This is a genomic window from Pseudoalteromonas sp. S554 (assembly GCF_005930865.1).
GTDB lineage: Bacteria > Pseudomonadota > Gammaproteobacteria > Enterobacterales > Alteromonadaceae > Pseudoalteromonas > Pseudoalteromonas marina.
This window is the reverse complement of sequence record NZ_PNDV01000060.1, coordinates 1-21,344: the sequence shown is the minus strand read 5'-3', so window position 1 is coordinate 21,344 and position 21,344 is coordinate 1. Positions and strand designations below refer to the sequence as shown.

The 21,344-nt window shown below is 40.7% G+C and carries 22 protein-coding genes; 10 read left to right on the top strand and 12 right to left on the bottom strand.

Annotation, left to right across the window (positions count from 1 at the left end; translation table 11 throughout):
• Nucleotides 1-528: 528 nt before the first annotated feature.
• From CWB65_RS13315 to fabR, 8 genes are all read right to left on the bottom strand, one after another.
• A complete protein-coding gene (locus tag CWB65_RS13315) occupies nucleotides 529-1,599 on the bottom strand; it encodes a TolB-like translocation protein (RefSeq protein WP_008126727.1) in 1,071 nt (356 codons plus the stop codon).
• Between the two features lie 97 nt (nucleotides 1,600-1,696).
• A complete protein-coding gene (locus CWB65_RS13310) occupies nucleotides 1,697-2,218 on the bottom strand; it encodes a DUF2931 family protein (protein ID WP_008126729.1) in 522 nt (173 codons plus the stop codon).
• 185 nt (nucleotides 2,219-2,403) lie between these two features.
• On the bottom strand, nucleotides 2,404-2,922 hold the full coding sequence (locus CWB65_RS13300) for a DUF2931 family protein (RefSeq protein WP_008126731.1): 519 nt from the start codon (nucleotides 2,920-2,922) through the stop codon (nucleotides 2,404-2,406).
• A gap of 46 nt (nucleotides 2,923-2,968) precedes the next feature.
• Nucleotides 2,969-3,481: a DUF2931 family protein gene (locus tag CWB65_RS13295; protein WP_138740770.1), complete on the bottom strand. Its 513-nt coding sequence runs from the start codon at nucleotides 3,479-3,481 to the stop codon at nucleotides 2,969-2,971.
• Complete coding sequence (locus tag CWB65_RS13290; RefSeq protein WP_008126735.1) at nucleotides 3,466-5,178, bottom strand: T6SS phospholipase effector Tle1-like catalytic domain-containing protein; 1,713 nt, start codon at nucleotides 5,176-5,178, stop codon at nucleotides 3,466-3,468. The genes CWB65_RS13295 and CWB65_RS13290 overlap by 16 nt, the downstream gene beginning before the upstream one ends.
• Nucleotides 5,179-5,181: 3 nt before the next feature.
• On the bottom strand, nucleotides 5,182-5,838 hold the full coding sequence (locus CWB65_RS13285) for a PGRP and LysM peptidoglycan-binding domain-containing protein (protein ID WP_138740769.1): 657 nt from the start codon (nucleotides 5,836-5,838) through the stop codon (nucleotides 5,182-5,184).
• A gap of 9 nt (nucleotides 5,839-5,847) precedes the next feature.
• Nucleotides 5,848-7,035 carry a hypothetical protein gene (locus CWB65_RS13280; protein WP_249365034.1) on the bottom strand — a complete coding sequence of 396 codons (1,188 nt, stop codon included), beginning with the start codon at nucleotides 7,033-7,035 and terminating at the stop codon, nucleotides 5,848-5,850.
• 131 nt (nucleotides 7,036-7,166) lie between these two features.
• Nucleotides 7,167-7,784 (bottom strand): HTH-type transcriptional repressor FabR, encoded by a 618-nt coding sequence (gene fabR, locus CWB65_RS13275; protein WP_006793750.1) that lies wholly within the window; start codon nucleotides 7,782-7,784, stop codon nucleotides 7,167-7,169.
• A gap of 126 nt (nucleotides 7,785-7,910) precedes the next feature.
• Between fabR and CWB65_RS13270 the strand changes: the two genes are divergently transcribed.
• Together CWB65_RS13270 and sthA are read left to right on the top strand one after the other, a co-directional pair.
• Nucleotides 7,911-9,044: an acyl-CoA desaturase gene (locus CWB65_RS13270; RefSeq protein WP_138740771.1), complete on the top strand. Its 1,134-nt coding sequence runs from the start codon at nucleotides 7,911-7,913 to the stop codon at nucleotides 9,042-9,044.
• A gap of 13 nt (nucleotides 9,045-9,057) precedes the next feature.
• Nucleotides 9,058-10,488: a Si-specific NAD(P)(+) transhydrogenase gene (sthA, locus tag CWB65_RS13265; protein ID WP_138527405.1), complete on the top strand. Its 1,431-nt coding sequence runs from the start codon at nucleotides 9,058-9,060 to the stop codon at nucleotides 10,486-10,488.
• Nucleotides 10,489-10,561: 73 nt separating this feature from the next.
• Here sthA and hemE read toward each other — a convergent pair whose 3' ends face one another.
• Nucleotides 10,562-11,626, bottom strand: a complete 1,065-nt coding sequence (gene hemE / locus CWB65_RS13260) for a uroporphyrinogen decarboxylase (RefSeq protein ID WP_138740767.1) — start codon at nucleotides 11,624-11,626, stop codon at nucleotides 10,562-10,564.
• Nucleotides 11,627-12,149: 523 nt separating this feature from the next.
• Here hemE and CWB65_RS13255 point away from each other — a divergent pair.
• The gene (locus CWB65_RS13255; protein ID WP_008126754.1) at nucleotides 12,150-12,620 is read left to right on the top strand and encodes an Rsd/AlgQ family anti-sigma factor; all 471 of its coding nucleotides are present in this window, start codon (nucleotides 12,150-12,152) and stop codon (nucleotides 12,618-12,620) included.
• A gap of 71 nt (nucleotides 12,621-12,691) precedes the next feature.
• Here CWB65_RS13255 and fkpA read toward each other — a convergent pair whose 3' ends face one another.
• The gene (gene fkpA / locus CWB65_RS13250) at nucleotides 12,692-13,438 is read right to left on the bottom strand and encodes an FKBP-type peptidyl-prolyl cis-trans isomerase (protein ID WP_008126756.1); all 747 of its coding nucleotides are present in this window, start codon (nucleotides 13,436-13,438) and stop codon (nucleotides 12,692-12,694) included.
• A 216-nt stretch (nucleotides 13,439-13,654) separates the two neighbouring features.
• Here fkpA and CWB65_RS13245 point away from each other — a divergent pair, with 216 nt between their 5' ends.
• Nucleotides 13,655-14,653: a WD40 repeat domain-containing protein gene (locus CWB65_RS13245; RefSeq protein WP_138740766.1), complete on the top strand. Its 999-nt coding sequence runs from the start codon at nucleotides 13,655-13,657 to the stop codon at nucleotides 14,651-14,653.
• Complete coding sequence (locus tag CWB65_RS13240; RefSeq protein ID WP_006793743.1) at nucleotides 14,640-14,855, top strand: SlyX family protein; 216 nt, start codon at nucleotides 14,640-14,642, stop codon at nucleotides 14,853-14,855. Before CWB65_RS13245 ends, CWB65_RS13240 begins: the two co-directional genes overlap by 14 nt.
• Before the next feature lie 30 nt (nucleotides 14,856-14,885).
• On the opposite strand, the gene CWB65_RS13235 is transcribed toward CWB65_RS13240, so the two are convergent.
• Nucleotides 14,886-15,089: a YheV family putative zinc ribbon protein gene (locus CWB65_RS13235; protein WP_010557786.1), complete on the bottom strand. Its 204-nt coding sequence runs from the start codon at nucleotides 15,087-15,089 to the stop codon at nucleotides 14,886-14,888.
• Between the two features lie 132 nt (nucleotides 15,090-15,221).
• Here CWB65_RS13235 and CWB65_RS13230 point away from each other — a divergent pair, with 132 nt between their 5' ends.
• Entirely contained in the window at nucleotides 15,222-17,144 is a 1,923-nt protein-coding gene (locus CWB65_RS13230) for an ATP-binding cassette domain-containing protein (RefSeq protein WP_138740765.1), read from the top strand.
• Nucleotides 17,128-17,550, top strand: coding sequence for a TIGR02444 family protein (locus CWB65_RS13225; RefSeq protein ID WP_138740764.1), 423 nt, complete (start codon nucleotides 17,128-17,130; stop codon nucleotides 17,548-17,550). The genes CWB65_RS13230 and CWB65_RS13225 overlap by 17 nt, the downstream gene beginning before the upstream one ends.
• Here CWB65_RS13225 and CWB65_RS13220 read toward each other — a convergent pair.
• Complete coding sequence (locus CWB65_RS13220) at nucleotides 17,547-17,933, bottom strand: hypothetical protein (protein WP_138740763.1); 387 nt, start codon at nucleotides 17,931-17,933, stop codon at nucleotides 17,547-17,549. The genes CWB65_RS13225 and CWB65_RS13220 overlap by 4 nt on opposite strands.
• 721 nt (nucleotides 17,934-18,654) lie before the next feature.
• On the opposite strand from CWB65_RS13220, the gene CWB65_RS13215 reads away from it, so the two are divergent.
• The 3 genes from CWB65_RS13215 (at nucleotide 18,655) to CWB65_RS13205 (ending at nucleotide 21,159) form a co-directional block, all read left to right on the top strand.
• A complete protein-coding gene (locus CWB65_RS13215; RefSeq protein ID WP_138740762.1) occupies nucleotides 18,655-19,644 on the top strand; it encodes a hydrolase in 990 nt (329 codons plus the stop codon).
• The gene (locus CWB65_RS13210; protein WP_010557790.1) at nucleotides 19,644-19,898 is read left to right on the top strand and encodes a YheU family protein; all 255 of its coding nucleotides are present in this window, start codon (nucleotides 19,644-19,646) and stop codon (nucleotides 19,896-19,898) included. The genes CWB65_RS13215 and CWB65_RS13210 overlap by 1 nt, the downstream gene beginning before the upstream one ends.
• 64 nt (nucleotides 19,899-19,962) lie before the next feature.
• Nucleotides 19,963-21,159 (top strand): dipeptidase, encoded by a 1,197-nt coding sequence (locus CWB65_RS13205; RefSeq protein WP_138740761.1) that lies wholly within the window; start codon nucleotides 19,963-19,965, stop codon nucleotides 21,157-21,159.
• Nucleotides 21,160-21,344: the final 185 nt, after the last annotated feature.

The following is a 21,344-nucleotide window of genomic DNA, read 5'->3' as shown; positions in this document are numbered from 1 at the left end:
CCCGCAATTGCGGGGTTTTTAATGTTCAACTCAATGCAAACACACTAATCCCCGCTTACTTGCCATAGCAGTAAGAGATTAAGTTTTAGTGTAATTAAACGAATATTTTGCATCTTGTTTCTTGTGTGTGTGTTCAGTGAGGCCTATTTTTAACATTACAGAGAGATCGAAGCAAGCATAAATATTCCACAAAACACCTTTAAAACACAATCATAAAGAAAATAAAAACCAAAAAACCTTAAATAATAAGATTAAAAATACCAAACACGCTTCTTGCCACCATAATTAAATCGGCTTTAAAGTGATCCCCGATTAGATAAGTTTTGTCACTTTTATTTAAGTTTATAAAGTAATCACATGTTTAATGATTAAAAAGTGCCATTACTCACTTTATGGCCGAAGAGCCGAAATGATTTGAGCCATATTGAACCTACTTTCACATCCATGGAACTCGTTTATTATTTTCAATATAACCAGTTAATAGATACACCACAGGGCTGGCACTTCCTTTACTCATGTCATGCATAATTAGTTGCTCTGTGCTTTTTGGTTGGTAATAGCAATAGGCGCTATGCTTCTAAGCCCCCACATTCTCATTTCTTTAGTGCGTATTACCTGCTGTTCACCGGTTAAAATATTAGTTTGGGTAATAATACTATAAGTAACTGGCTTGTTATTTTCATCGACTTCATCCCTAGGATTATAGCCAAATTTAAGGGTAACATCTTCATCAAGTGAAAAGATTACGCCATTTCCCTCCCCTTTTTCTGAGTGCTCTATTTCAGGGTTTGCAATATTCACCCAATGAAAGTGGGCTTTCGGTCTGGCGTGGGTCATAAACGCTAAATACTTGCCATCGGGCGAAATTCGATGGTTTTTCATTCTCCACTTACGTGGAAAACCAAAGTTAACTTTGCGAACCACTTCACCATTAAACTTATGTATCCAAAAGCCATCATGCTTTATGACTAAAAACTCTTTATCTCCCGGAAGTAAAAAAGCAGCTCCACTGTGGTGAATTTGCGGCCGAGGGGTTAGCTCCCCTGTTGGAACATGGTAGTTAAAGTTTTTGCCATCTGAGTAAAAAATCACATTTTTACTGTCTGAGGTCCAGTTAAACCACGGGTAGCCGCCTCCGCCTGACACGGTAATTAGCTTTTTCTCTTTAGTATCGTATAACTGGCGTGTCGCTCTATCATTTATATAACCCGAAATAGCAATATAACGGTTATCTGGTGAGCGTGCTGGTGGATGCAATCCCGCAGGCTCCATTTGGGTAAATATTTTCTCAGGAATAATTCGGCGCCTATCTGAGCCATCTAACCGTGATGACCACAGCGTGCGCACTTCACTGTATTTATATTTATTCCAAAACATTAATCGCGGGGTTGAGAAGGTATCTGCATCGCCGTACACCTCTTCGCGTATTTCTAGTGGCCACTCTGGATGGTTTTTATGCTCTTTAGCCCATGGATATTTAGCAACATCAACCTCTGCTTGTGCTGAACTTTGAGATGAGGGCTCTGAGCACCCGCTTAGCAATAAGCTAAAACAAACGCTGAGGGCGCAAAGCATGCTGTGATTTTTTAAAAACGTCATTAAAACTATTCTTTTACTAAATGCATTTATTTACGAGGTAATATAAGTAGCAACTTGGCTTGTAGTACCATTATCCAAAGCTACAGATGGAAATCCTTTACGAGTTATTCTCACGCCACTGGGCTTGTCCTGAACCAAGCTCGTGTAATACGCGACCTGTTCTATTCATTCCTGAGCTTGTATTTGATAGCCACACTTTTATTTCGCCAGTTTCGCCCATGCCAACAATTAAATAAGGCCTGATATTTTCTTCTACTTCTCCTGTACTTACCCATGTATAAGCAGGTAAATTTTTAGCTAATTTATAACCATTTTTATCTATTGCCACTTCACCAAAGTAAATTCTATTTTCTGACTTATCTAACCATTCAACAGCTACTTTTTCTGGGAATTTTTGATCGTAAACGCCACTTGTTTTACCGGCACTTTGCCAGCAACAACCAAGGCTCCCCATAGGAATACCCCAACTATTATCAAAAGTAATTGATTGCACCCAAATTTCATTACCCTTTTGTGTCGCACCGCCTGCGACCATGTAATCAATTTTACCTATTGACGAGCAACCCATTACAAATAATGTAAAGGTCAATGTGGTGAGTAATTTTAAGATTTTGTCCATAATCTATATCCATTTATTAATTGTGACTGCCATTGCTCACTCTTTTCAGCTTGTTCTGGCTGATTGTAAAAAAGCTCGCGCTGTTGGTTTTGGTAGAGGTGAATTCAGCGTCTTCTTCTGGGTCATGAGCTACGGGCTGCCTCTGCGAATACTTTATAGAACATGAGCTTAGGGTAGTGGCTTTACTACTTATTCTCACGCCACTGTGCTTGCCCTGAGCCTAGTTCGTGTAATACACGGCCTGTTCTATTTCTGTCAGATCGTGCATTTGATAACCATACTTTTATCTCGCCACTTTCCCCCATGCCAACAATTAAATAAGGCCTAATATTTTCTTCTACTTCTCCTGTACTTACCCATGTATAAGCAGGTAAATTTTTAGCTAACCTATAACCATTTTTATCTATTGTCACTTCACCGTAGTAAATTCTATTTTCTGACTTATCTAACCATTCAACCGCGACTTTTTCTGGGAATTTTTGATTGTAAACATTTACAGTACCACCAGCTTGTGCGTAACAACATTCTATTGCACCGGAAGGAATACCCCATTCATCATCAAATACCACAGAGCGCCCCCAAATTGCATTGCCATTTTCGGTGCCGACACCTGCGACCATGTAATCAATTGTTCCTGTTGACGAACACCCTACGGCGAATAATGTTAAAGCGAGTGCGATGAGTGATTTTATGAGTTTACTCATAATATATTTCCATTTAAGTTCAAGCTGCTCTTGAGGAATGGCTTAGTTACTTATTCTCACGCCACTGTGCTTGCCCTGAGCCTAGTTCGTGTAATACACGGCCAGTAAATCCAGCTGATGGCGTATTCGTAACCCAAACCTTTATCTCACCTGATTCACCCATACCAACTATTAAATATGGTTTTACATCTTTAAAAACCTTACCTGTATGCGCTATGTATGAAGGTAAATTTTTAGCTAATTTATAACCATTTTTATCTATTGCCACTTCACCAAAGTAAATTCTATTTTCTGACTTATCTAACCATTCAACCGCAACTTTTTCTGGGAATTTTTGATCGTAAACACCAACCATAGCTCCCGCAGTGGCTCGACAACAAGACATAGTTCCTGCGGGTACATCCCACTTGTCATCAAACTTAATTAAAGTCACAAATATATTATTGCCTTCATCTGTTGAACCCGATACAACCATATAGTCGATTTCACCTGTTGTTGCACAGCCGTCTAGTAATACAGCAAACAAGCTAGTAAGAAGTAACTTTAAGATTTTGTCCATAATCTATATCCATTTATTAATTGTGATTGCCATTGCTCACTTGCTTCAGCGTGTTCTGGTTGATTGTAAAAAAGCTCACGTTGTTGGTTTTTGGTGGTGAATTCAGCGTCTTCTTCTGGGCCATGAGCAATCGCATCAATCGTTGCTGAATATTTAACACTGTGGTGGATGTAATCTTTATATAAAGCTTGCCAGGCATCACTTTGTGGGCCAAAGCTACGGGCACTATCAACCAGTATTTTAAGCTCGCTAGGTAAAGCATAAGGTATAGCTTGGCCGTCAGCTTGTTTGCGGTTAGCAAGTTCCGTTAAGCTTTGTAGTGGCACCCCTTGGTTAACCGCCGCTTCATACATTAGCGCTAGGCTATAATGGGGTAAGGTATTATTTAAATTGCGCCGCCAATACGGTTTATAGCCGGTATAAACCGTATACTCTGATTCATTACGAATTCGCTTTGGCTTTCTGTTCATCCTTGGCCTACTTGCTTTAAATTCAATATTAATTGTTGGCCAATAATATTTTTGCTCAAGTGACTTTTTAAGCTGCGCTAATTCTTTATCGTGCTCTGGCTCTCCGGCTTGCCCCGCAATATATTGCCACGGGTATAATATGGTTGTTTCTACGGGGCCATAACCGCCGCCAATATCTGAGTGCACACCCGGTAATTCAATTTCCTGCTGGTTTTTAAGGAGCTGCTTATTACGAGTGCGTAATGAACTGAGTGGAAATTTATCTCGCTTTTCATCAAACGCCGCCAAATGCATTACAAACCCCGCACTACTACTTGCTAGGTTTAAATTAACGGGGTAATCAAGCTCATCATTGGCATAAAACTCACTGTGGTTGTTATCACCATCGCCACCAATAGAGGCAACGCTGTCGAATAAACCAACAAAGCGAATAACCGGCTTAATACCGCCCCAATAGTGTGGATTATTTTTATATATCGCATTTACTTGATTAACAAATGCCCGCGCTTGCGCTGCACCACGGCTAAAACCAAATACATCAATAGAGCAAACTTTAATAGTTTTAAATAAATTGCGAATCAAATATGCTTCCATTTCGAGTAAAGACCTTTTAATTCGCTCATCAAAACTAAACGCTAAACCCATGTCTAAGGTTGAATCGCTTTCGTGGGCTTTAGTGCCAATACCTTCTGCATAATAGCGTGATTGATATTTTTGAAAGGGATATAACTCAAACAACTTAACCACATTAGTCGGTTCTTTGCCGTCGGTTGAATCTTGTATGTCGTTAAGGCGGTTATTTCCCGTGCCATCAAAAAATACACCAAAGCTAGGGGGCTCTGCGAGCAAGGTTATTTCAATATGGCCTTTTGGTAATATTTTATGTTCGAGTAATTGCGGCCCGCCTTTTTCACCAATATTGAATGACTGAACTTTTAACAGGTCAAAATAATCTGCAAAGCTTTGTTCGTTAATAAGGGTTAATTCTGTTTCGCCCGCTATAATTACTTTTAAGGTGTAAAGCGCTTGTTGTGACAGGTTTTTAAAGTGGTATTGTTGATTGCCCTGTTGCTCCAAGTTAACCGCGCTACCTTGGCTAAACAACTGCGCTTTTATATCTATATCACCAATCACTTTAACTATGATATGTTTTTGTAACGCACCAACATTTGTTTTTATAACTAGTGTGTTAACTTTATTGACTGCCATGGGCATTGCTTGGCTCATAACTTAGGCTCCATAAACATAAACAAGACGGCTTTTAGTAACCGGCCCTGCAATGCCGTCTACCTGTAGTTGTTGCGCTTGTTGAAATTCCCTCACACCGGCTTTGGTTTTTGCACCATTAATGCCATCAACCTTGCCGCAATTAAACCCCAACATATTACAACGTCCCTGCACGCCAGAAAGCGTGTCGATTGGATCTAGATTGCCTATTTGTACCGCAAAGCTTTTAGTTGGTGTGGTTTCGCCTGCTTTTAAATATAAATCGACGTTGCCAGTAAGGGCGTCGTTATTATTAAGCTCTACTTCGATAAGCCCATCACTTTGCAATACGGTATCGATTGTTTGGCTGCCGATATTAAGCACAACGCGTTTACCGGTAATATCATCGCCGTCGTCGTACGATACTTGCAGGCGAAAATATTCTTTTTCGTTTTGTACAACAAAGCTATTAATGCTGTTGGTGCGCAGCGGTATAAACTTTTCTTTTTTTGGCGGAATCGTAATTTTATCACCCGGGTAAATTAAGTTTGGATCGGGGCGTAGGGCTTTAAACTCTGCATTGCTTGGGTGGTTGTAAAGCGCTTTAGATGTTTGGTAGCCGTATTGCTTTGCTATGCGCAATAGCGTTTCACCTTGGGCTACGGTGTGTTGTTGGGTCATTGTATATCCTTAAACTTTGCCTACAGACCAATCTTCGCTGTCGAGTTCAAAAAAGCTGACTTTAGCGTTTTCAAAGTCGGGGCCTGATACGTTGGCATAGCCGTTTTGGTCAAGCTGCCCGGTAATAATGTGGCCGTTGCGTAGGCGTATTTTGTAGCCCATGTTAGCTTGTGGCTCGCCAGCTTCGTCGAGTAGTTCTATTTCGTAGGCTAAAGTGGGTTGTTCAACTGTAAATGTGGTGGTGTCGGTTGCGCCACTGGCCGTTACCGTAACATTATAAATACCCGGTTTTACTTCAGCGTAGTGCTGCCAAAACGAGACTTCGTCGGGGCGTTTTTTTTCTAGTTGTAGCGTTATTTGCCCACTAGTTGGCCCTTGCCACTGAATAACTACACTGCGGCTGTTACTGCATGAGCCTTCAATATTAAGTTTCCAACCATTGGGGACTATTAAGCTTGTGCCTGCTTTTGCAGGTTTGCGTTCGCTATAGCCTAAGTTGTAATCGTAAATTAAGTTGGCATTTTTATAGCCGGTATATTGCTGTGCGAGTTGCTCTACGGTTTCGGCGGCGCTAAGTACGTGAGTTGTAAAATTTTGCCTAACTGTGTGCGATGCTTTTAATAGCATTGTGCTGTTTAGCTCTGGCTTATAAATGCGTATAGCGGGGGTATACTGCTGCGCAGGGCGAGGTTTTTTTGTTGTTTTAGCCTTATAGCTTTGCTGGTTTATATACTGTGGTGTATTTTGCGCCGCTGCTTGGCTATTAATAAATGCAGGTGTATTAGGGGCTATAACCCCTTTATTGGTAAAGTTATTACTTTGTAGCGCTGCTTGCGATGATGCTATTGAGCCATTATTAATTGCGCCTGAGTATTTTGTGGGTGCTTGAGTTTGTTTTGGATAAATAGCAACACGCGTACTTGCGAGCTTGTAAGCCGAATACGACACTTTTTGCCACTCTTTATTTTTTACCCAGTATTGGCTGCGTGTATCGTCGCGCAGGCAAGCAGCTTGATACTTGTCTACCACACCAAATAAATTACTTTGTAATTTGCTCTGTAGTACTTTTGGCAGTTGGCAAAATTGAGCACGGCTCAAATGAGAGAATGTAACCACGGGCTGAGAGTTTTCAAGCTCGTCATGTGGTTGTTCAAACAATGGGGGGTAATTTAAGTTCACCGGATCCTTGGTGAGCATTTGCATCCTCGCTTTCTCTTTGTAAGAGAGTTATTTATTTTTTACTGTCTAGGTAACGCGCTGCTGTTACAACGCGTAATATAATGAAATTAGAACAATAAATCTACAATGTTTTATGTAAATAATTTAAATTAGTCAGCCTTTTCTCTTACATAATGGGTTGCACCACGCGTTATGTAACGCAGCTGCCAAATAACACGCTCAACAAGTTCGTCAAGTTGTTGGCCTTCTATATCTAATGCTTCAGCGCCGGCATTAAATACCAGTGTTACCATGGCTTCTGATTGAATGTAGGCGTGCATGGCGTCGCACTTGGTTTCGCTTTCTAAATAGTGGGCAAGCTCTAAAATAAAGTGTTTGATTTCGCGTGCGACTGCGGCTCTAAATGCCTTAGATGTGCCAGAGCGCTCACGCAGTAATAACCTAAATTGGTTGCTTGAGCTGTCTATAAATTCCATAAACGTAACAACCGAGGTGTTGATTACACTGCCACCGTCGTTTGCTATGCGTCTTCGGGCTTGGCGCATTAGCTGGCGAAGGGTTAAACCGGCTTCGTCTACCATGGTTAAACCTAGCTCGTTCATGTCTTTAAAATGGCGATAAAACGAGGTGGGCGCAATGCCGGCTTCGCGGGCTACTTCGCGTAAACTTAAATTCGAAAAGCTGTGATCTGCACTTAGCTGATTAAATGCCGCCTGAATTAAGGCTTGTCGTGTTTTTTGTTTCTGTTGCGCTCTAACACCCGACATCAACAACTCCCTGAATAATTTTATATTAATATTTAGTGATAATAGCTCAATTCCCCAGTCTAATACTTGACGGCGAGAGTTTGAAATACTATTTTAGCTTACAGTTGTACGCTGAGATTGAGAATGATGAATAAACCACCGATTATCTGGACAAACGTCCTATTTTTTAGCCTTACCTTTTTAGCGGCTATCACACTTGTTCCTTGGTATGGCATTAGCTACGGATTTACCAGCGCACATTGGATTGCTTTTGTAGCCTGTATGTTTTTTGCGGGCCTATCTATCACAGCCGGTTACCACCGTTTATGGGCACATAAAACGTATAATGCTCATCCTGCTGTTGAATTTATTTTTGCCCTTGGCGGTGCGTTTGCGTTGCAAAACAGCGCTCTGCACTGGAGTAGCGATCACCGTATACACCATGGCCAAGTTGACGACCCAATAAAAGACCCTTACGCCGCAACCAATGGCTTTTGGTACAGCCACATTGGTTGGATGTTACGTGACTACCAAGGCGATAGCTACGGTGATTACAGTAATTGTCGTGATTTACAGCGTAATAAAATCGTTATTTGGCAACACAAGCACTACCTAAAACTAGTTATTGCGATGAATGTTGGCCTACCATTGGTACTTGGTTTATTGGTGGGCGACGTGTGGGGTATGCTTATTTTAGCGGGTTTACTGCGTTTAGTATTAAGCCAACACTTTACCTTTTTTATTAACTCGGTGGCTCACATATGGGGTTCGCGCCCATACACTGAAAAAAATACCGCGCGCGATAATGGCTTTTTAGCGTTATTTACTTATGGCGAGGGTTACCATAACTTTCATCATATTTTTGCAAGTGATTACCGTAATGGGATTAAGTGGTTTCATTATGACCCCACTAAATGGATGATTCGCTCTTTAGCTGCTGTTGGTTTAGCAAGTAAGTTAAAGCGTACCCCTGTTGAGCGCATAGAAAAAGCTAAAGCCGATACGCTTATGAGCAAAACGCAAACACGCCTTGCAAAATTGCCTTTAGCGCAAGATAGGCTTACATTATTACAACAAGAATACGATTTATTGCTGAAAAAACTGCAGACTTATTGTTCACTTCAAAAACAAGTTTTAGAAGTTAAAAAAAATAATATGGCAAAGCAGTGTGAACGTTCAGCTTTAATGGCACAATATCACGAGCTGGAAGCCGCCTGGGAAAATCAAAAACAGGCATGGCTAGCACTTAATGCGAGGTTATTAAAAGCCTCTTTTAATTAATTTAGGAGTGGCTGTGGCCAAACAACCAGAACAGAAAAAAGCACCCGTAAGTTTCCAATATGACGCAATAATTATTGGTACGGGCCCTGGCGGTGAAGGCACCGCCATGAACCTTTCGAAAAACAACAAAAAAGTAGCGGTTATAGAGCGCCAAGAAACAGTCGGCGGCGGTTGTGTACATTGGGGAACTATCCCTTCTAAGGCATTACGTCACTCGGTTAGCCGCTATATTGAATACAAAGCCAACCCGTTGTTTAATATTGGTGAACGCCCGAGTCGTTTAACGTTCCCTGATATTTTACGTCACGCAAGTTCGGTTATTTCTAAGCAGTCTAATTTACGTAGCAGCTTTTACGATCGTAATCGTATTCATATGTTTCAAGGTGATGCGAGCTTTGTTGATAAACACACTGTTGAAGTAAAACGCCTTGACGGTTCAACCGAGCGCATTACTGCAAAAACAATTGTTATTGCTACGGGCTCTCGCCCTTACCGCCCACCTGAAGTTGATTTTAGCCATTCTCGTATTTACGAGAGCGATACTATTTTAGGCCTTGAGCACGACCCTCAGCGCGTACTTATATACGGAGCAGGGGTTATTGGCTGTGAGTATGCTTCTATTTTTAAAGGTTTAGGCGCTAAAGTTGATTTAGTGAATACTCGCGACCGTTTACTTGCCTTTATGGATGCTGAAATATCTGATGCACTTAGCTACCACTTTTGGAATAGCGGCATTGTTATTCGTCATAACGAAGAGTTTGATCGTGTAGAAACGCGCGACGATTGCGTTGTTATGCATTTAAAATCGGGCAAGCGTGTAAAGGCTGACTGTATTTTATTTGCGAATGGCCGCACAGGTAACACTGACACACTTAACCTTGAAGCCATTGGCTTAAAAGCCGACGGCCGTGGGCAAATAAAAGTAAACGAAACCTACCAAACTGAGATTGAAAACGTTTATGCGGTAGGCGATGTAATTGGCTATCCAAGCCTAGCTAGTGCTGCGTTTGACCAAGGCCGCATTGCAGCTGATGCAATAGCCTGCGGTAACTGTGATGATAAGTTAATTATTGATATTCCGGCGGGTATTTATACCATTCCAGAAATGAGTTCAGTGGGTAAAACAGAGCAAGAACTAACCGCGGCTAAAGTACCTTACGAAGTAGGCCGCGCTCAGTTTAAACACCTTGCACGCGCGCAGATTGCAGGTACTGAAGTAGGTAGTTTAAAAATATTATTCCACACCGAAACCAAAGAAGTACTTGGGGTACATTGCTTTGGCGAACGTGCCTCTGAAATTGTTCACATTGGCCAGGCCATTATGGAGCAAAAAAATGGTGGCAATAATATCGACTACTTTGTAAATACCACATTTAACTACCCAACCATGGCAGAAGCCTATCGAGTTGCAGCATTAAATGGTTTAAATCGCTTGTTTAAGTAAACACTTTAAAGCGTATAAACAAAAAGCCCGCTGTTAAGCGGGCTTTTTAGTATTAATGCATAAAACACATTAATTATTTGTGATACTGGCCGCTAAGCTCGTGCACGGCATTAATAAATACACCGGCCTTTTCTGGGTCAACATCTGGCGTAATACCGTGACCTAAGTTAAACACATGGCCATTGCCTGTACCAAAGTCTTCTAAAATAGTGCCTACTTCTTGGCGTATACGATCTGGCGTACCATGTAGCATTGACGGGTCCATGTTACCTTGCAAGGCCACTTTATCGCCTACACGGCGTTTAGCATCGCCAATATTAATGGTCCAATCTAGGCCCACTGCATCACAACCTGTGGCTGCAATGGCTTCTATCCACTGGCCACCATTTTTAGTAAATAACGTTACTGGCACTTTGCGACCATCGTACTCACGAATCAGGCCATCAACAATTTTGTGCATGTATTGCAGTGAAAACTCGTTGTAGTCGCGCGGGCTTAATACACCGCCCCACGAATCAAATACCATTAACGACTGCGCGCCTGCTTTTACTTGTGCGTTTAAGTAGTCGATTACTGAATCAGCAAGTTTATCTAGTAATAAATGAAGTGTTTGCGGCTCTGCAAACGCCATTTTTTTAATTTTACCAAATACTTTGCTGCTACCGCCTTCAACCATGTATGTAGCAAGTGTCCATGGTGAACCAGAAAAGCCAATAAGTGGCACTTCGCCTTTAAGTTCACGGCGGATAGTACTTACTGCATTCATTACATAACCAAGCTCGTCAGTTGGATCGAGCTTAGGTATTTTTTTAACATCTGCAAGCGACGAAATAGGACGTTCAAACTTAGGGCCTTCACCTGTTTCGAAGTACAAACCTAAACCCATTGCATCAGGAATCGTTAAAATATCGCTGAACAAAATGGCCGCGTCTAATGGGTAACGACGCAGTGGCTGAAGTGTTACCTCACAAGCAAGCTCAGCATTACGGCACAGGCTCATGAAATCGCCCGCTTGCGCACGTGTAGCACGGTACTCTGGTAAATAACGTCCAGCTTGACGCATCATCCATACAGGCGTTACATCAACAGGTTGTTTTGCAAGTGCACGTAAATAACGGTCGTTTTTTAATTCGCTCATGGCGTAAATGATCCTAATGCTTATAGAAATTGTGCAAGATTGTACCACCATATTCATCGCCTCTCTATTTCTTAAAGACGAAAACGCCTTTACATAGAAGCAGATCAATAATATTGATGGTTTTAATCCATTTTGATTATAAATTAGGCAAAAAACACTAACATTTAAAACTTTTTGTTAATATGTTTGCAACATAACAAAAACCTTGGTATTGTCTTTCCCGCGTTAACAAAAACAATAATAAATTATTAAAACAATAAAAATAAAAAGTTTTAAACAATAACAATAAAAATCATTTAATAAAAATAAGAAAGCTTGTTATAACAAGCCACTTGAAGAAATTAGACCACCTTAACCGGTGGTTTTTTCTTGCCTGCAATAAAATATTTAGCCTTTCAATGAATAATTCTTCTGCACTTTTACAACATCTGCATTACTTGTTGATATACACGCAAATTAAATATATCTTGATGTACATAAAAACGAATGTAACTAAAAACCAACCCAGCTTAGGAGAACAGTTATGCTGACGCGTGTAGAAAAAGCTCAACAGAAATGGGGTGGTAGCCATACAGTAATCGATAACTGGCTTAATGAACGCCAAGAACTTATTGTACTGTATTGCAAGATTGCAGGGTTTGCGCCTTATGATAAAAAAGATCACGCGCTACCAGAGCCTGAACAAATACAGTCTTTTTGCCAACTCCTTATGGATTACCTCTCTGCAGGGCATTTTGAAGTGTACGATGATATTGCTAAAGCCTGTGAAAAAAAGGGCTTAGAGAGCCAAAAGCTTGCAAACTCAATTTATCCGCGTATTTCAAGCACCACCGATGTCGCACTTGATTTCAATGACAAGTACGCTGAAGTAAATAAAGAAGACTTATTAGAAGGGTTTGATAACGACCTTTCAGTTATTGGTGAGTCATTAGAGCTTCGTTTTGAGCTTGAAGATGAACTGATTGATAACCTGTTTTCTAATCATACTGATTAAATTAAGATTTAATTCGTGTAACTTAATTAAAAAAGGGACCCTAAGGTCCCTTTTTACGTTTTAAGCTTGGCTTATTCTGCAGGTGCTTCTGCATTTTGAATTTCTAGTAATTCAACTTCAAAAACAAGTGTTGAATTAGCTGGAATTTTACCAAGGTCACGATCGCCGTAAGCAAGCTCTGAAGGAATAGTAAACTTGTACTTAGACCCTACAGGCATAAGTTGTAAACCTTCCGTCCAACCAGCAATTACGCGATTAAGTGGGAATGTAGTTGGTTCGTTACGTGCGTATGAGCTATCAAACTCAGTGCCGTCTAATAAAGTACCTTTGTAATGTACTTTAACAACGTCTGTTGCTGCTGGCTTTTCGCCTTCGCCTTCGCTTAATACTTCGTATTGTAGACCAGACTCAGTTACTGTTACGCCTTCTTTTTTAGCGTTATCAGCTAGGTATTGAACACCTGCCGCTTTGCTTTTTTCAGACTCAACTTTCGCTTTTTCTTCTTGCTTAGTGCGTACTGAGGTATCTAAAGCTGTTAACACTTCACGAATTTTTTCTTCGTCAATTTTTGCATTGCCAGCAAGTGCATCTTCAAAACCACGAATTAATAGCGCTTGGTCTAGCTCGATGCCAATTTCAGATTTGTCTGCTAGGTCTTTATTTAAAAAGTTACCTACAGAAGCACCAATACCGTATGCTTGTTGTTGCTCTACAGTGTCTAATGTTACTTCAGCTTGCTCTTTTTTTGCTTCTTGATTACAAGCTGTAAGCGCTAAAACCGACGCTGCAATCAATGACAATCTAATCGTCTTTTTCATTTTAAATCTCCGACATACTTTGCAGTTGTCATTTATTGTAATATTACTAGTTAAAGATTAACGCCCTACATGGTAGGCTGTTTGTTTAATAACTAAAGTCTGTATTGTTAGCTAAACTTAGAAATACATATCCAGTGATTAGACAAACAACCTAGGCATTTAACGCACCTAGTCTAACCTCTCAGTCACTAAGAGTTAAGAGGAAATACCTGTAAGATGTCGATATTTCGTACTTTTTTAATCGTTTTTAGCTGTTTTTTAGCCATTGCCTGTACCGATAAAAAAAACCAATCGGTAGAAAGCTTTGAGCACACCGCACAAGGTGCATTTTCGTCAGCTCTCTCTCACGATGGAAAGTACAGTTTAATCTCTTCTATCAACCATGGGGTCGCGCTGTGGGATAATCAACAGCAGGTTTTAAAATACCAATGGTTTCAGCAGCAATCACAAGACAACTTAGTTTACAGCCTTGCTATTGCCTTTGATAACAGCGTGGCGGTTACCGCAGAAAAAACTACTTTCGCAGTGTGGGATATCAGCACTGGCGAAAACAAAGGCTATTACAAAATACAAAAAGCCACGATTCGAGACATTGCCATTAGTAACCAAGGTCGCAGTGTATTATATGGCCGCAGCGATGGCGTGGTTGTATTTTTAAACCTTGAAACCGGACGTCGCATTGAGTTTTTAGGCCATCAAGATAAAGTTAACACCGTTGATTTGGCGCCAAACGGACGTTATGCATTAAGCGGCTCTAACGACTATGTTGCCTATTTTTGGGATACCAATACAGGCCAAGTTATTCATCGCTTTAGCCACCCAACTCGTGTTACTCAAGTAACCCTTGATCCACAAGGTCGCTTTGCATTTACCGCCGACAGTATGGCACAAGCACATGTATGGAAACTGACTACAGGTGATCTTGTGAGTAAACTGGCGTATATTGCGCGTCAGAAAATTTTTACCGCCGTGCGCTTTAACGAGCAAGGCACATTGCTGGCAACGGGTTCGCCTAATAAGCGAGTTGATTTATGGCAAATATCAAGCGGTGAAAAAATTCAAACGTGGCAAGTTACGCCGCGAGAAGGCAGTAAACCAAAATCGGCCGTTGTGCTTGATGTGGCATTTATAGATAACGATAAGTCGTTGTTAACCGAAAGCTCCAGCGGTATCGCAGAGCGATTTATTATACGAGACACTAATGAACACAATTGAACACCGCGTAATGGAACTTGAAGCCAAAGTGGCTTTTCAAGATGAAACGATTGAAATCTTAAACGATGAGATCAAAGTGCACCAGCAAATGCTAGCTAAAATGAAACGCCAAACAGAACTGCTGGCAGAAAAAATTAAAGAAGCGCAAACCTCGCCTTCTATGATGTCTAATATGCCAGAGCCACCGCCTCCGCATTACTAAAAGGTGTGTACCTAAGCAATAAAAACCGGGTTAGTCGCCCGGTTTAAACACACCAATGACTTGCTCAAATTGGCGAGTAGATGCCTGAACAGCGTTCTCTGGTTGTGACATTTTATGCCCACACTCAACACACTCTACTTTTTCAACATCATGTTCTCTGTAAAGCATCATTGTATCCATGGCTTTGCAGTCAGGGCACGATGCACCAGCAATAAATCGCTTCTTTTGTCTCACAACATTTTTCCTGTGGTTTGAACTACAACTATTTTATCGTATAACATCACTTGTTGATACGCTTGATAAGCGCATTAAGTTCTATGGTATGATAGCGCCAACTTAACAAGGGTACAGTAAAGTAACGCATTCATGATCCAAATATCAGAAATAGAACTCCTTCGTGGCGGCACAGCCTTATTAAAAAATGCATCAGCTACGTTATTTCCAGAGCACAAAGTAGGCCTTGTAGGTGCCAATGGCTGCGGGAAATCAACCTTATTTGGTTTACTAAAATCTGAATTGCAACTTGATGCCGGTAATTGCAGTATTCCTAAAGATTGGTCTATTGCCTCGGTTAAACAAGAAACCCCAGCCCTCGAAATAAGCGCCATTGATTATGTATTGCAAGGACACCCTGAATACTACGCGCTGCGTATTGCGCTGAGAGAAGCAGAACAAAATAACGATGGCGATACCCAAGCCAAAGTGCATATTCAGCTAGAAAACATGAAAGGCTACAGCATTGAATCGCAAGCTGGCGAGCTGTTGCATGGGTTAGGATTTGCTAATAACCAAATAGAAAACCCTGTTAGTGCGTTTTCAGGGGGGTGGCGCATGCGTTTAAACCTTGCCCAAGCACTTATTAGAAACGCTGATTTACTATTACTCGATGAACCAACAAACCACCTTGATTTAGATGCCGTATATTGGCTTGAGCGCTTTTTGCGTGCCTACACAGGCACATTGGTACTTATATCGCACGACCGTGAGTTTTTAGATGCCGTGGTTGATCAAATTTGGCACATAGATAAACAACTTATCAATGTATACAAAGGTAACTACTCGCAGTTTGAACGCCAAAAAGCAGAGCGTTTATTACAACAGCAAGCCATGTTCGAAAAACAGCAAGAGCAAATTGCCCACCTAGAACAGTTTATTACTCGCTTTAAAGCAAAAGCCAGTAAAGCTAAGCAGGCGCAAAGCCGTGTTAAAGCACTTGAGCGTATGGAAAAGCTTGCCCCAGCACATGCCGACTCACCATTTAATTTTGAGTTTGCAGAGCCATTAGCGCTACCAAACCCACTCATGACGCTCGACAAAGCTCAAGCCGGGTATGGCGACGTAACTATTTTAAATAGTATTAAGCTGAACTTAGTACCTGGCAGCCGTATTGCACTGCTTGGTAGAAATGGCGCAGGTAAATCCACATTAATTAAATTACTTGCCGGCGACTTAAAACCACAAGCAGGGGATGTATTTCAGCACCAAGGCCTTAATATTGGCTATTTTGCACAGCACCAGCTTGAATCCCTTGACTTAAAAGCCAGCGCAATTACGCATTTACAACGTTTAAACCCAAAAGCTACTGAACAATCACTACGTGACTTTTTAGGCGGCTTTGCCTTTATTGGCGATAAAGCGCTTGAGCCTGTAGCGCCGTTTTCGGGTGGTGAAAAAGCCCGTTTAGTGCTGGCTATGTTGGTATATCAAAAACCAAATTTACTGCTACTCGATGAGCCTACCAACCACCTTGACTTAGAAATGCGCCATGCACTTGTTATGGCCCTGCAAGGCTTTGAAGGCGCTATGGTTACCGTATCGCATGACCGCCACATGCTGAAAAACACCGCCGATGAGTTTTACCTTGTAGACAGCGGTGAAGTAACCCAATTTGGCTACGAACTTGACGATTATTACCAATGGCTTCTTAATGCTAATAAAGCGGCTACTAAATCGGAGCAGGCCGATGAGCCAAAAGCAAACTCAGGGGTTAATAGAAAAGAGCAAAAGCGCTTAGAGGCTGAATTTAGAAAAGCCATTCAACCGCTTAAAAAGCAAATTGAGAAACTTGAAAAGCAGCTCGACAAACACACCGCAGAGCTCAGCGAAGTGGAAGTTGCACTTGGCGATAACGAGCTCTACAACGATGACAACAAAGCCCGGTTAAAAGAGTTAATTGCTAAGCAAGCCACGCTTACGCCTAAACTTAACGATATTGAAGAAGAGTTACTTATGGCGCTTGAAGAAATGGAAGAAAAAGAACAGGCCTTTGCCGATGAACTTGCTCAATAAAGACGACTTTTGGCAGTTTGCATGTGACCTTTATAGCAAGGGTGACATGCAAACGCGCCTGTTGGATTATCAAAACCAGCTAGGTAAAAATGTAAACCTGTGTTTGTTACTGTATTACCTAGACTCTCTCAAGCTAGCAGTTAGTCAAACTCAGCTAAACAAGCTTGAACAATCAATTTGTGAATTTGACCAGCAGGTACTGAAGCCCCTTCGTGCTACACGCGCCTATCTAAAAGCAAATCAAACCGAGATTGCAGATTACGCTGTAATTCGTAAAGAGCTGCTCAGTACTGAGCTCAAGCTCGAGAAACAACAACAACAGATGTTAGTAGAAAAAGTGAATACTTTAACATTAGAGCCTGATTCGAGGACCACTAATGTAATGCTATATGTTGGAGAGCTTTAAGCATTCGTTTTTTGCTGCAACTGCAACCCTGTTAGGGTTGCTAAAGTAATAACTAACAATGAAACAGGCAACTCTATAATGGAAGTTTCACTGAAAAAGTAAAACTCTTGCAATATCAATGAGACAGTTACTGTACCAAGCAAAGAGCCTAAAAAGTAAACATAAAATGTATATCGCCAAGCATAATTATCACTGCGATATGCCATTACACCGTATAGTAAAAAAGATAAAACACTAGAAGGCATGATTGCAATAAGAATGTAATCGCCAAGCCTCGATGATGCATAGCGCTCAAAACCAACAACAGTATTAAGTAATGTCGATAAGGCAATTTGCAGCAGCATAATCACTAAAGTGTATTTAACTATCCGTATAATGTTCAATGCCTACCACCATTATTACTAGGTATAAAAATAAAGCTATAAAGGAAAATTATAAGCCCAAGCAGATGTTATTGCTACTAAGCTTGTAGGAACCAGCTTTAGCTGCGAATAAATTTTGCATTCCCCTCATTTACTTCTCATTCTCTCTTTGTGCAAAAAACTATTTAAATAACTGACTCACAATGAGGCATAGAGGCGCTTCGCTTTAAGAGAAAAACAAAGCCGTGATTTAGCTCAGCAAACTTACAATAAAAATTATCGCCATAAATGACGACCTACAGTAATTCATTACCTTGAAACTGCTTTTTATCATTAATTCTCGTTGGGTTTCGCTAGCTCTAGCCAACCTATTTGATCCAAATCAACTTCTTTACGACTCATTTAATAATCAGGAAAATAGCTTGATCTGGATCAGTTCAGAGCTGCAAAAATAGACCTATGATTACCCCATAGACATCAGGAGGCAATTATGGACGTATTCTTTAGAGATTTTTTTAGCGACCCAGTGTTATTTCTATCATTTGGCTTTTTAGGCGTCGTTATTAGTTTATGCCTATTTTTTGTGTATTTTTTCATGAAAAAAGTACACGACGCTGATCTGAAAGAACAACATTAAAAAATTAAGCACGACGCACAAAGCGCCTAATTAGTTATTAATTAGGCGCTTTTTATTCTTTTTGATACACTAACGCTTCGTTTTTGCAAAGTGTGTAGTATAAACATGACTCATAAGTTTAAACCCGCATGGTGGATGACCAATCGTCACGTTCAAACCATAATGCCGCGTTTTTTCCGCCCTTTTCATAATACTCGCTACGAATTAGAACAGCTTGATACACCCGACGGTGATTTTATTGAGCTTGCATGGTCACTTCCGCATAACGAAAATGCTCCACTTGCCATTGTATTGCATGGCCTTGAAGGCAATATTAATAGCTTTTATGCCAAAGGCATGATGAAAGCGCTAAAAAAGCAAGGGTATGCCGTTGTACTCATGCATTTTAGAAACTGCTCAACAGAAGTTAACCGCCTTCCCCGTGCATACCACAGTGGTGACACAGACGACTTAGCTTTTTTTATTAATCACTTAAAACTACAGTTTCCAAACAGGCCTTTATTTGCGGTTGGCTTTTCGTTAGGTGGTAATGTATTGGCAAAATATTTAGGTGAGCAAGCCCAGCGATGCCCATTAAATGCAGCAGCCGTTATATCAGCACCGTATGATTTATCATCATCAAGTGATGTAATACGCAAAAGCTTGGGTAAAATTTATCAAAAGTATTTGCTCGATCGTATGAAAAAATCGATGCAGCGCAAGTTACCTCAAATTAAGCAGCAAATACCCATCACAACTGATGAATTAATGGACATTAATGATTTATTAGAATTTGATAATCATATAACAGCCCCTTTGCATGGCTTTGAGAATGCACATGATTATTATCGTCAAGCCAGTGCTATGCCCTACTTAAAACATATTGCTGTACCTACCTTAATCATTCATGCGAAAGACGACCCAATGCTGTCGATTAAAGCAGTGCCTAGCAAGCAAGATGTGAGTGAAGATGTTACCCTGTGCGTCTCTGAAAAAGGTGGGCACGTTGGATTTATTAGCGGTAGTAATCCGTTTAAACCCATTTTTTGGTTAGAAAAAGCCGTACCTAGCTATTTTAGCCAACACATAATAAACAAAACGAGTAACAAGCAGTAATGATTATCCCTTTTGAACAACTTGATAAAGACACACTATACAATTTAATAGAAAGCTATGTACTGCGTGAAGGCACTGATTATGGCGAGCAAGAGTTCAGTATTGAAAGTAAAGTAGCGCAAGTCAATCAGCAACTAAAAAATGGTGAAGCCATGGTATTTTTCTCTGAGCTGCACGAATCGGTCACTATCATCTCAAAGAGTGAATTTAAAGCACTGCAAAGTGAAGAGCACCAACAAGCGTCGTATGATTAGAGTGAAGTACTTGTAACTTTTTAGCTGAGCGTACACAATGGCTTTTTACCCAAAGAGCCAAAACATGATAAAACTCAGCACTCTAGTGGTAGCCGTATCACTAGCTTTAACAAACCAAGCCTTTGCAGAGCAACCTGTTAGCGCGTCAGACAAAGCGGTTAAACTTGCCAAAGACACTATTTTAATCGACACCCACATTGATGTACCTTACCGTATTCACGATACGTGGGCTGATGTAACTAAAGCGACTCAGGATGGCGATTTTGATTATCCTCGCGCAGTAAAAGGTGGCTTAAACGCGCCATTTATGTCGATATATATTCCTGCTCATTTAGAGTTTGAAGGTAAAGGTAAAAGCTATCAATTAGCAAACCAGTTAATTGATGGGATGGAAGCGATTGCACAACGCGCGCCCGTTAAATTTGCAATGGCAAGCTCTACAAACGACATAGAACAACAATTTAAAGATGGCAAATTGTCTATTGCTATGGGAATGGAAAACGGCTCCCCTATTGAAGGTGACTTAAAAAACCTTCAGCACTTTTTTGACCGTGGCGTACGTTACATCACCCTTGCACACTCACAAAGTAATCATATTTCTGACTCATCTTACGATATTCGCCGTAAATGGAAAGGCTTAAGCCCCTTTGGTAAAGAGCTGGTCACTGCAATGAATAATATGGGTATGTTAATAGATGTGTCGCATATCTCAGATGATGCGTTTTATCAGGTAATGGAATTGTCTAAAACTCCTGTTATTGCCTCACATTCATCGCTTCGTAAATACACTCCGGGTTTTGAGCGTAATATGAATGACGATATGCTATTAGCCCTTAAAAAGAACGGTGGTGTGATTCAAATTAACTTTGGTTCAAGCTTTGTTACAGCAAAAGCAGGTGCATGGGGTAAGCAACTAAAAAGTACAAAAGAGTCTGCTAAAGAACAAGGCACTAAGTTAAGTAATGATTTTGATGCGGCTTATCGCGCTAAAAATCCGTACCCTTTTGCCAGCCTTGAACAAGTGCTTGATCATATTGATCACGTTGTAGAGTTGATTGGCATTGATTATGTTGGCATTGGCTCTGATTACGACGGTGTTGGCGATTCGTTACCTATTGGCTTGAAGGATGTGTCTAGTTATCCAAACTTAGTACAAGGCCTTATGGATAGAGGCTACAGCGATGGCGACATAAAAAAAATACTAAGTGGCAATACACTAAGAGTATGGAAGCAAGCTGAAGCATATGCCAAAAAACACTAAGCTGTAAAATTTGTCAGTTATCAAAAAGTTTAATTAATAGCACGGCTTAAAGTCGTGCTTTTTTATGTGTTAAGTATAATTTAACACCAAGCTACTAATAGCTGAAAACGAAACACTTTTCTTTAGGCATTAAAAAACCCGAGACTAAGCTCGGGTCTTTTAGTATTAATTAACTTAAACGTTAA

What these genes read in the sequence shown, in the direction of transcription:
- CWB65_RS13315 (WP_008126727.1), bottom strand. Translation starts at nt 1,599, where the DNA reads ATGACGTTTTTAAAAAATCACAGCATGCTTTGCGCCCTCAGCGTTTGT.
- CWB65_RS13310 (WP_008126729.1), bottom strand. Translation starts at nt 2,218, where the DNA reads ATGGACAAAATCTTAAAATTACTCACCACATTGACCTTTACATTATTT.
- CWB65_RS13300 (WP_008126731.1), bottom strand. Translation starts at nt 2,922, where the DNA reads ATGAGTAAACTCATAAAATCACTCATCGCACTCGCTTTAACATTATTC.
- CWB65_RS13295 (WP_138740770.1), bottom strand. Translation starts at nt 3,481, where the DNA reads ATGGACAAAATCTTAAAGTTACTTCTTACTAGCTTGTTTGCTGTATTA.
- CWB65_RS13290 (WP_008126735.1), bottom strand. Translation starts at nt 5,178, where the DNA reads ATGAGCCAAGCAATGCCCATGGCAGTCAATAAAGTTAACACACTAGTT.
- CWB65_RS13285 (WP_138740769.1), bottom strand. Translation starts at nt 5,838, where the DNA reads ATGACCCAACAACACACCGTAGCCCAAGGTGAAACGCTATTGCGCATA.
- CWB65_RS13280 (WP_249365034.1), bottom strand. Translation starts at nt 7,035, where the DNA reads ATGCTCACCAAGGATCCGGTGAACTTAAATTACCCCCCATTGTTTGAA.
- fabR (WP_006793750.1), bottom strand. Translation starts at nt 7,784, where the DNA reads ATGTCGGGTGTTAGAGCGCAACAGAAACAAAAAACACGACAAGCCTTA.
- CWB65_RS13270 (WP_138740771.1), top strand. Translation starts at nt 7,911, where the DNA reads ATGAATAAACCACCGATTATCTGGACAAACGTCCTATTTTTTAGCCTT.
- hemE (WP_138740767.1), bottom strand. Translation starts at nt 11,626, where the DNA reads ATGAGCGAATTAAAAAACGACCGTTATTTACGTGCACTTGCAAAACAA.
- CWB65_RS13255 (WP_008126754.1), top strand. Translation starts at nt 12,150, where the DNA reads ATGCTGACGCGTGTAGAAAAAGCTCAACAGAAATGGGGTGGTAGCCAT.
- fkpA (WP_008126756.1), bottom strand. Translation starts at nt 13,438, where the DNA reads ATGAAAAAGACGATTAGATTGTCATTGATTGCAGCGTCGGTTTTAGCG.
- CWB65_RS13245 (WP_138740766.1), top strand. Translation starts at nt 13,655, where the DNA reads ATGTCGATATTTCGTACTTTTTTAATCGTTTTTAGCTGTTTTTTAGCC.
- CWB65_RS13240 (WP_006793743.1), top strand. Translation starts at nt 14,640, where the DNA reads ATGAACACAATTGAACACCGCGTAATGGAACTTGAAGCCAAAGTGGCT.
- CWB65_RS13230 (WP_138740765.1), top strand. Translation starts at nt 15,222, where the DNA reads ATGATCCAAATATCAGAAATAGAACTCCTTCGTGGCGGCACAGCCTTA.
- CWB65_RS13225 (WP_138740764.1), top strand. Translation starts at nt 17,128, where the DNA reads ATGAACTTGCTCAATAAAGACGACTTTTGGCAGTTTGCATGTGACCTT.
- CWB65_RS13215 (WP_138740762.1), top strand. Translation starts at nt 18,655, where the DNA reads ATGACTCATAAGTTTAAACCCGCATGGTGGATGACCAATCGTCACGTT.
- CWB65_RS13210 (WP_010557790.1), top strand. Translation starts at nt 19,644, where the DNA reads ATGATTATCCCTTTTGAACAACTTGATAAAGACACACTATACAATTTA.
- CWB65_RS13205 (WP_138740761.1), top strand. Translation starts at nt 19,963, where the DNA reads ATGATAAAACTCAGCACTCTAGTGGTAGCCGTATCACTAGCTTTAACA.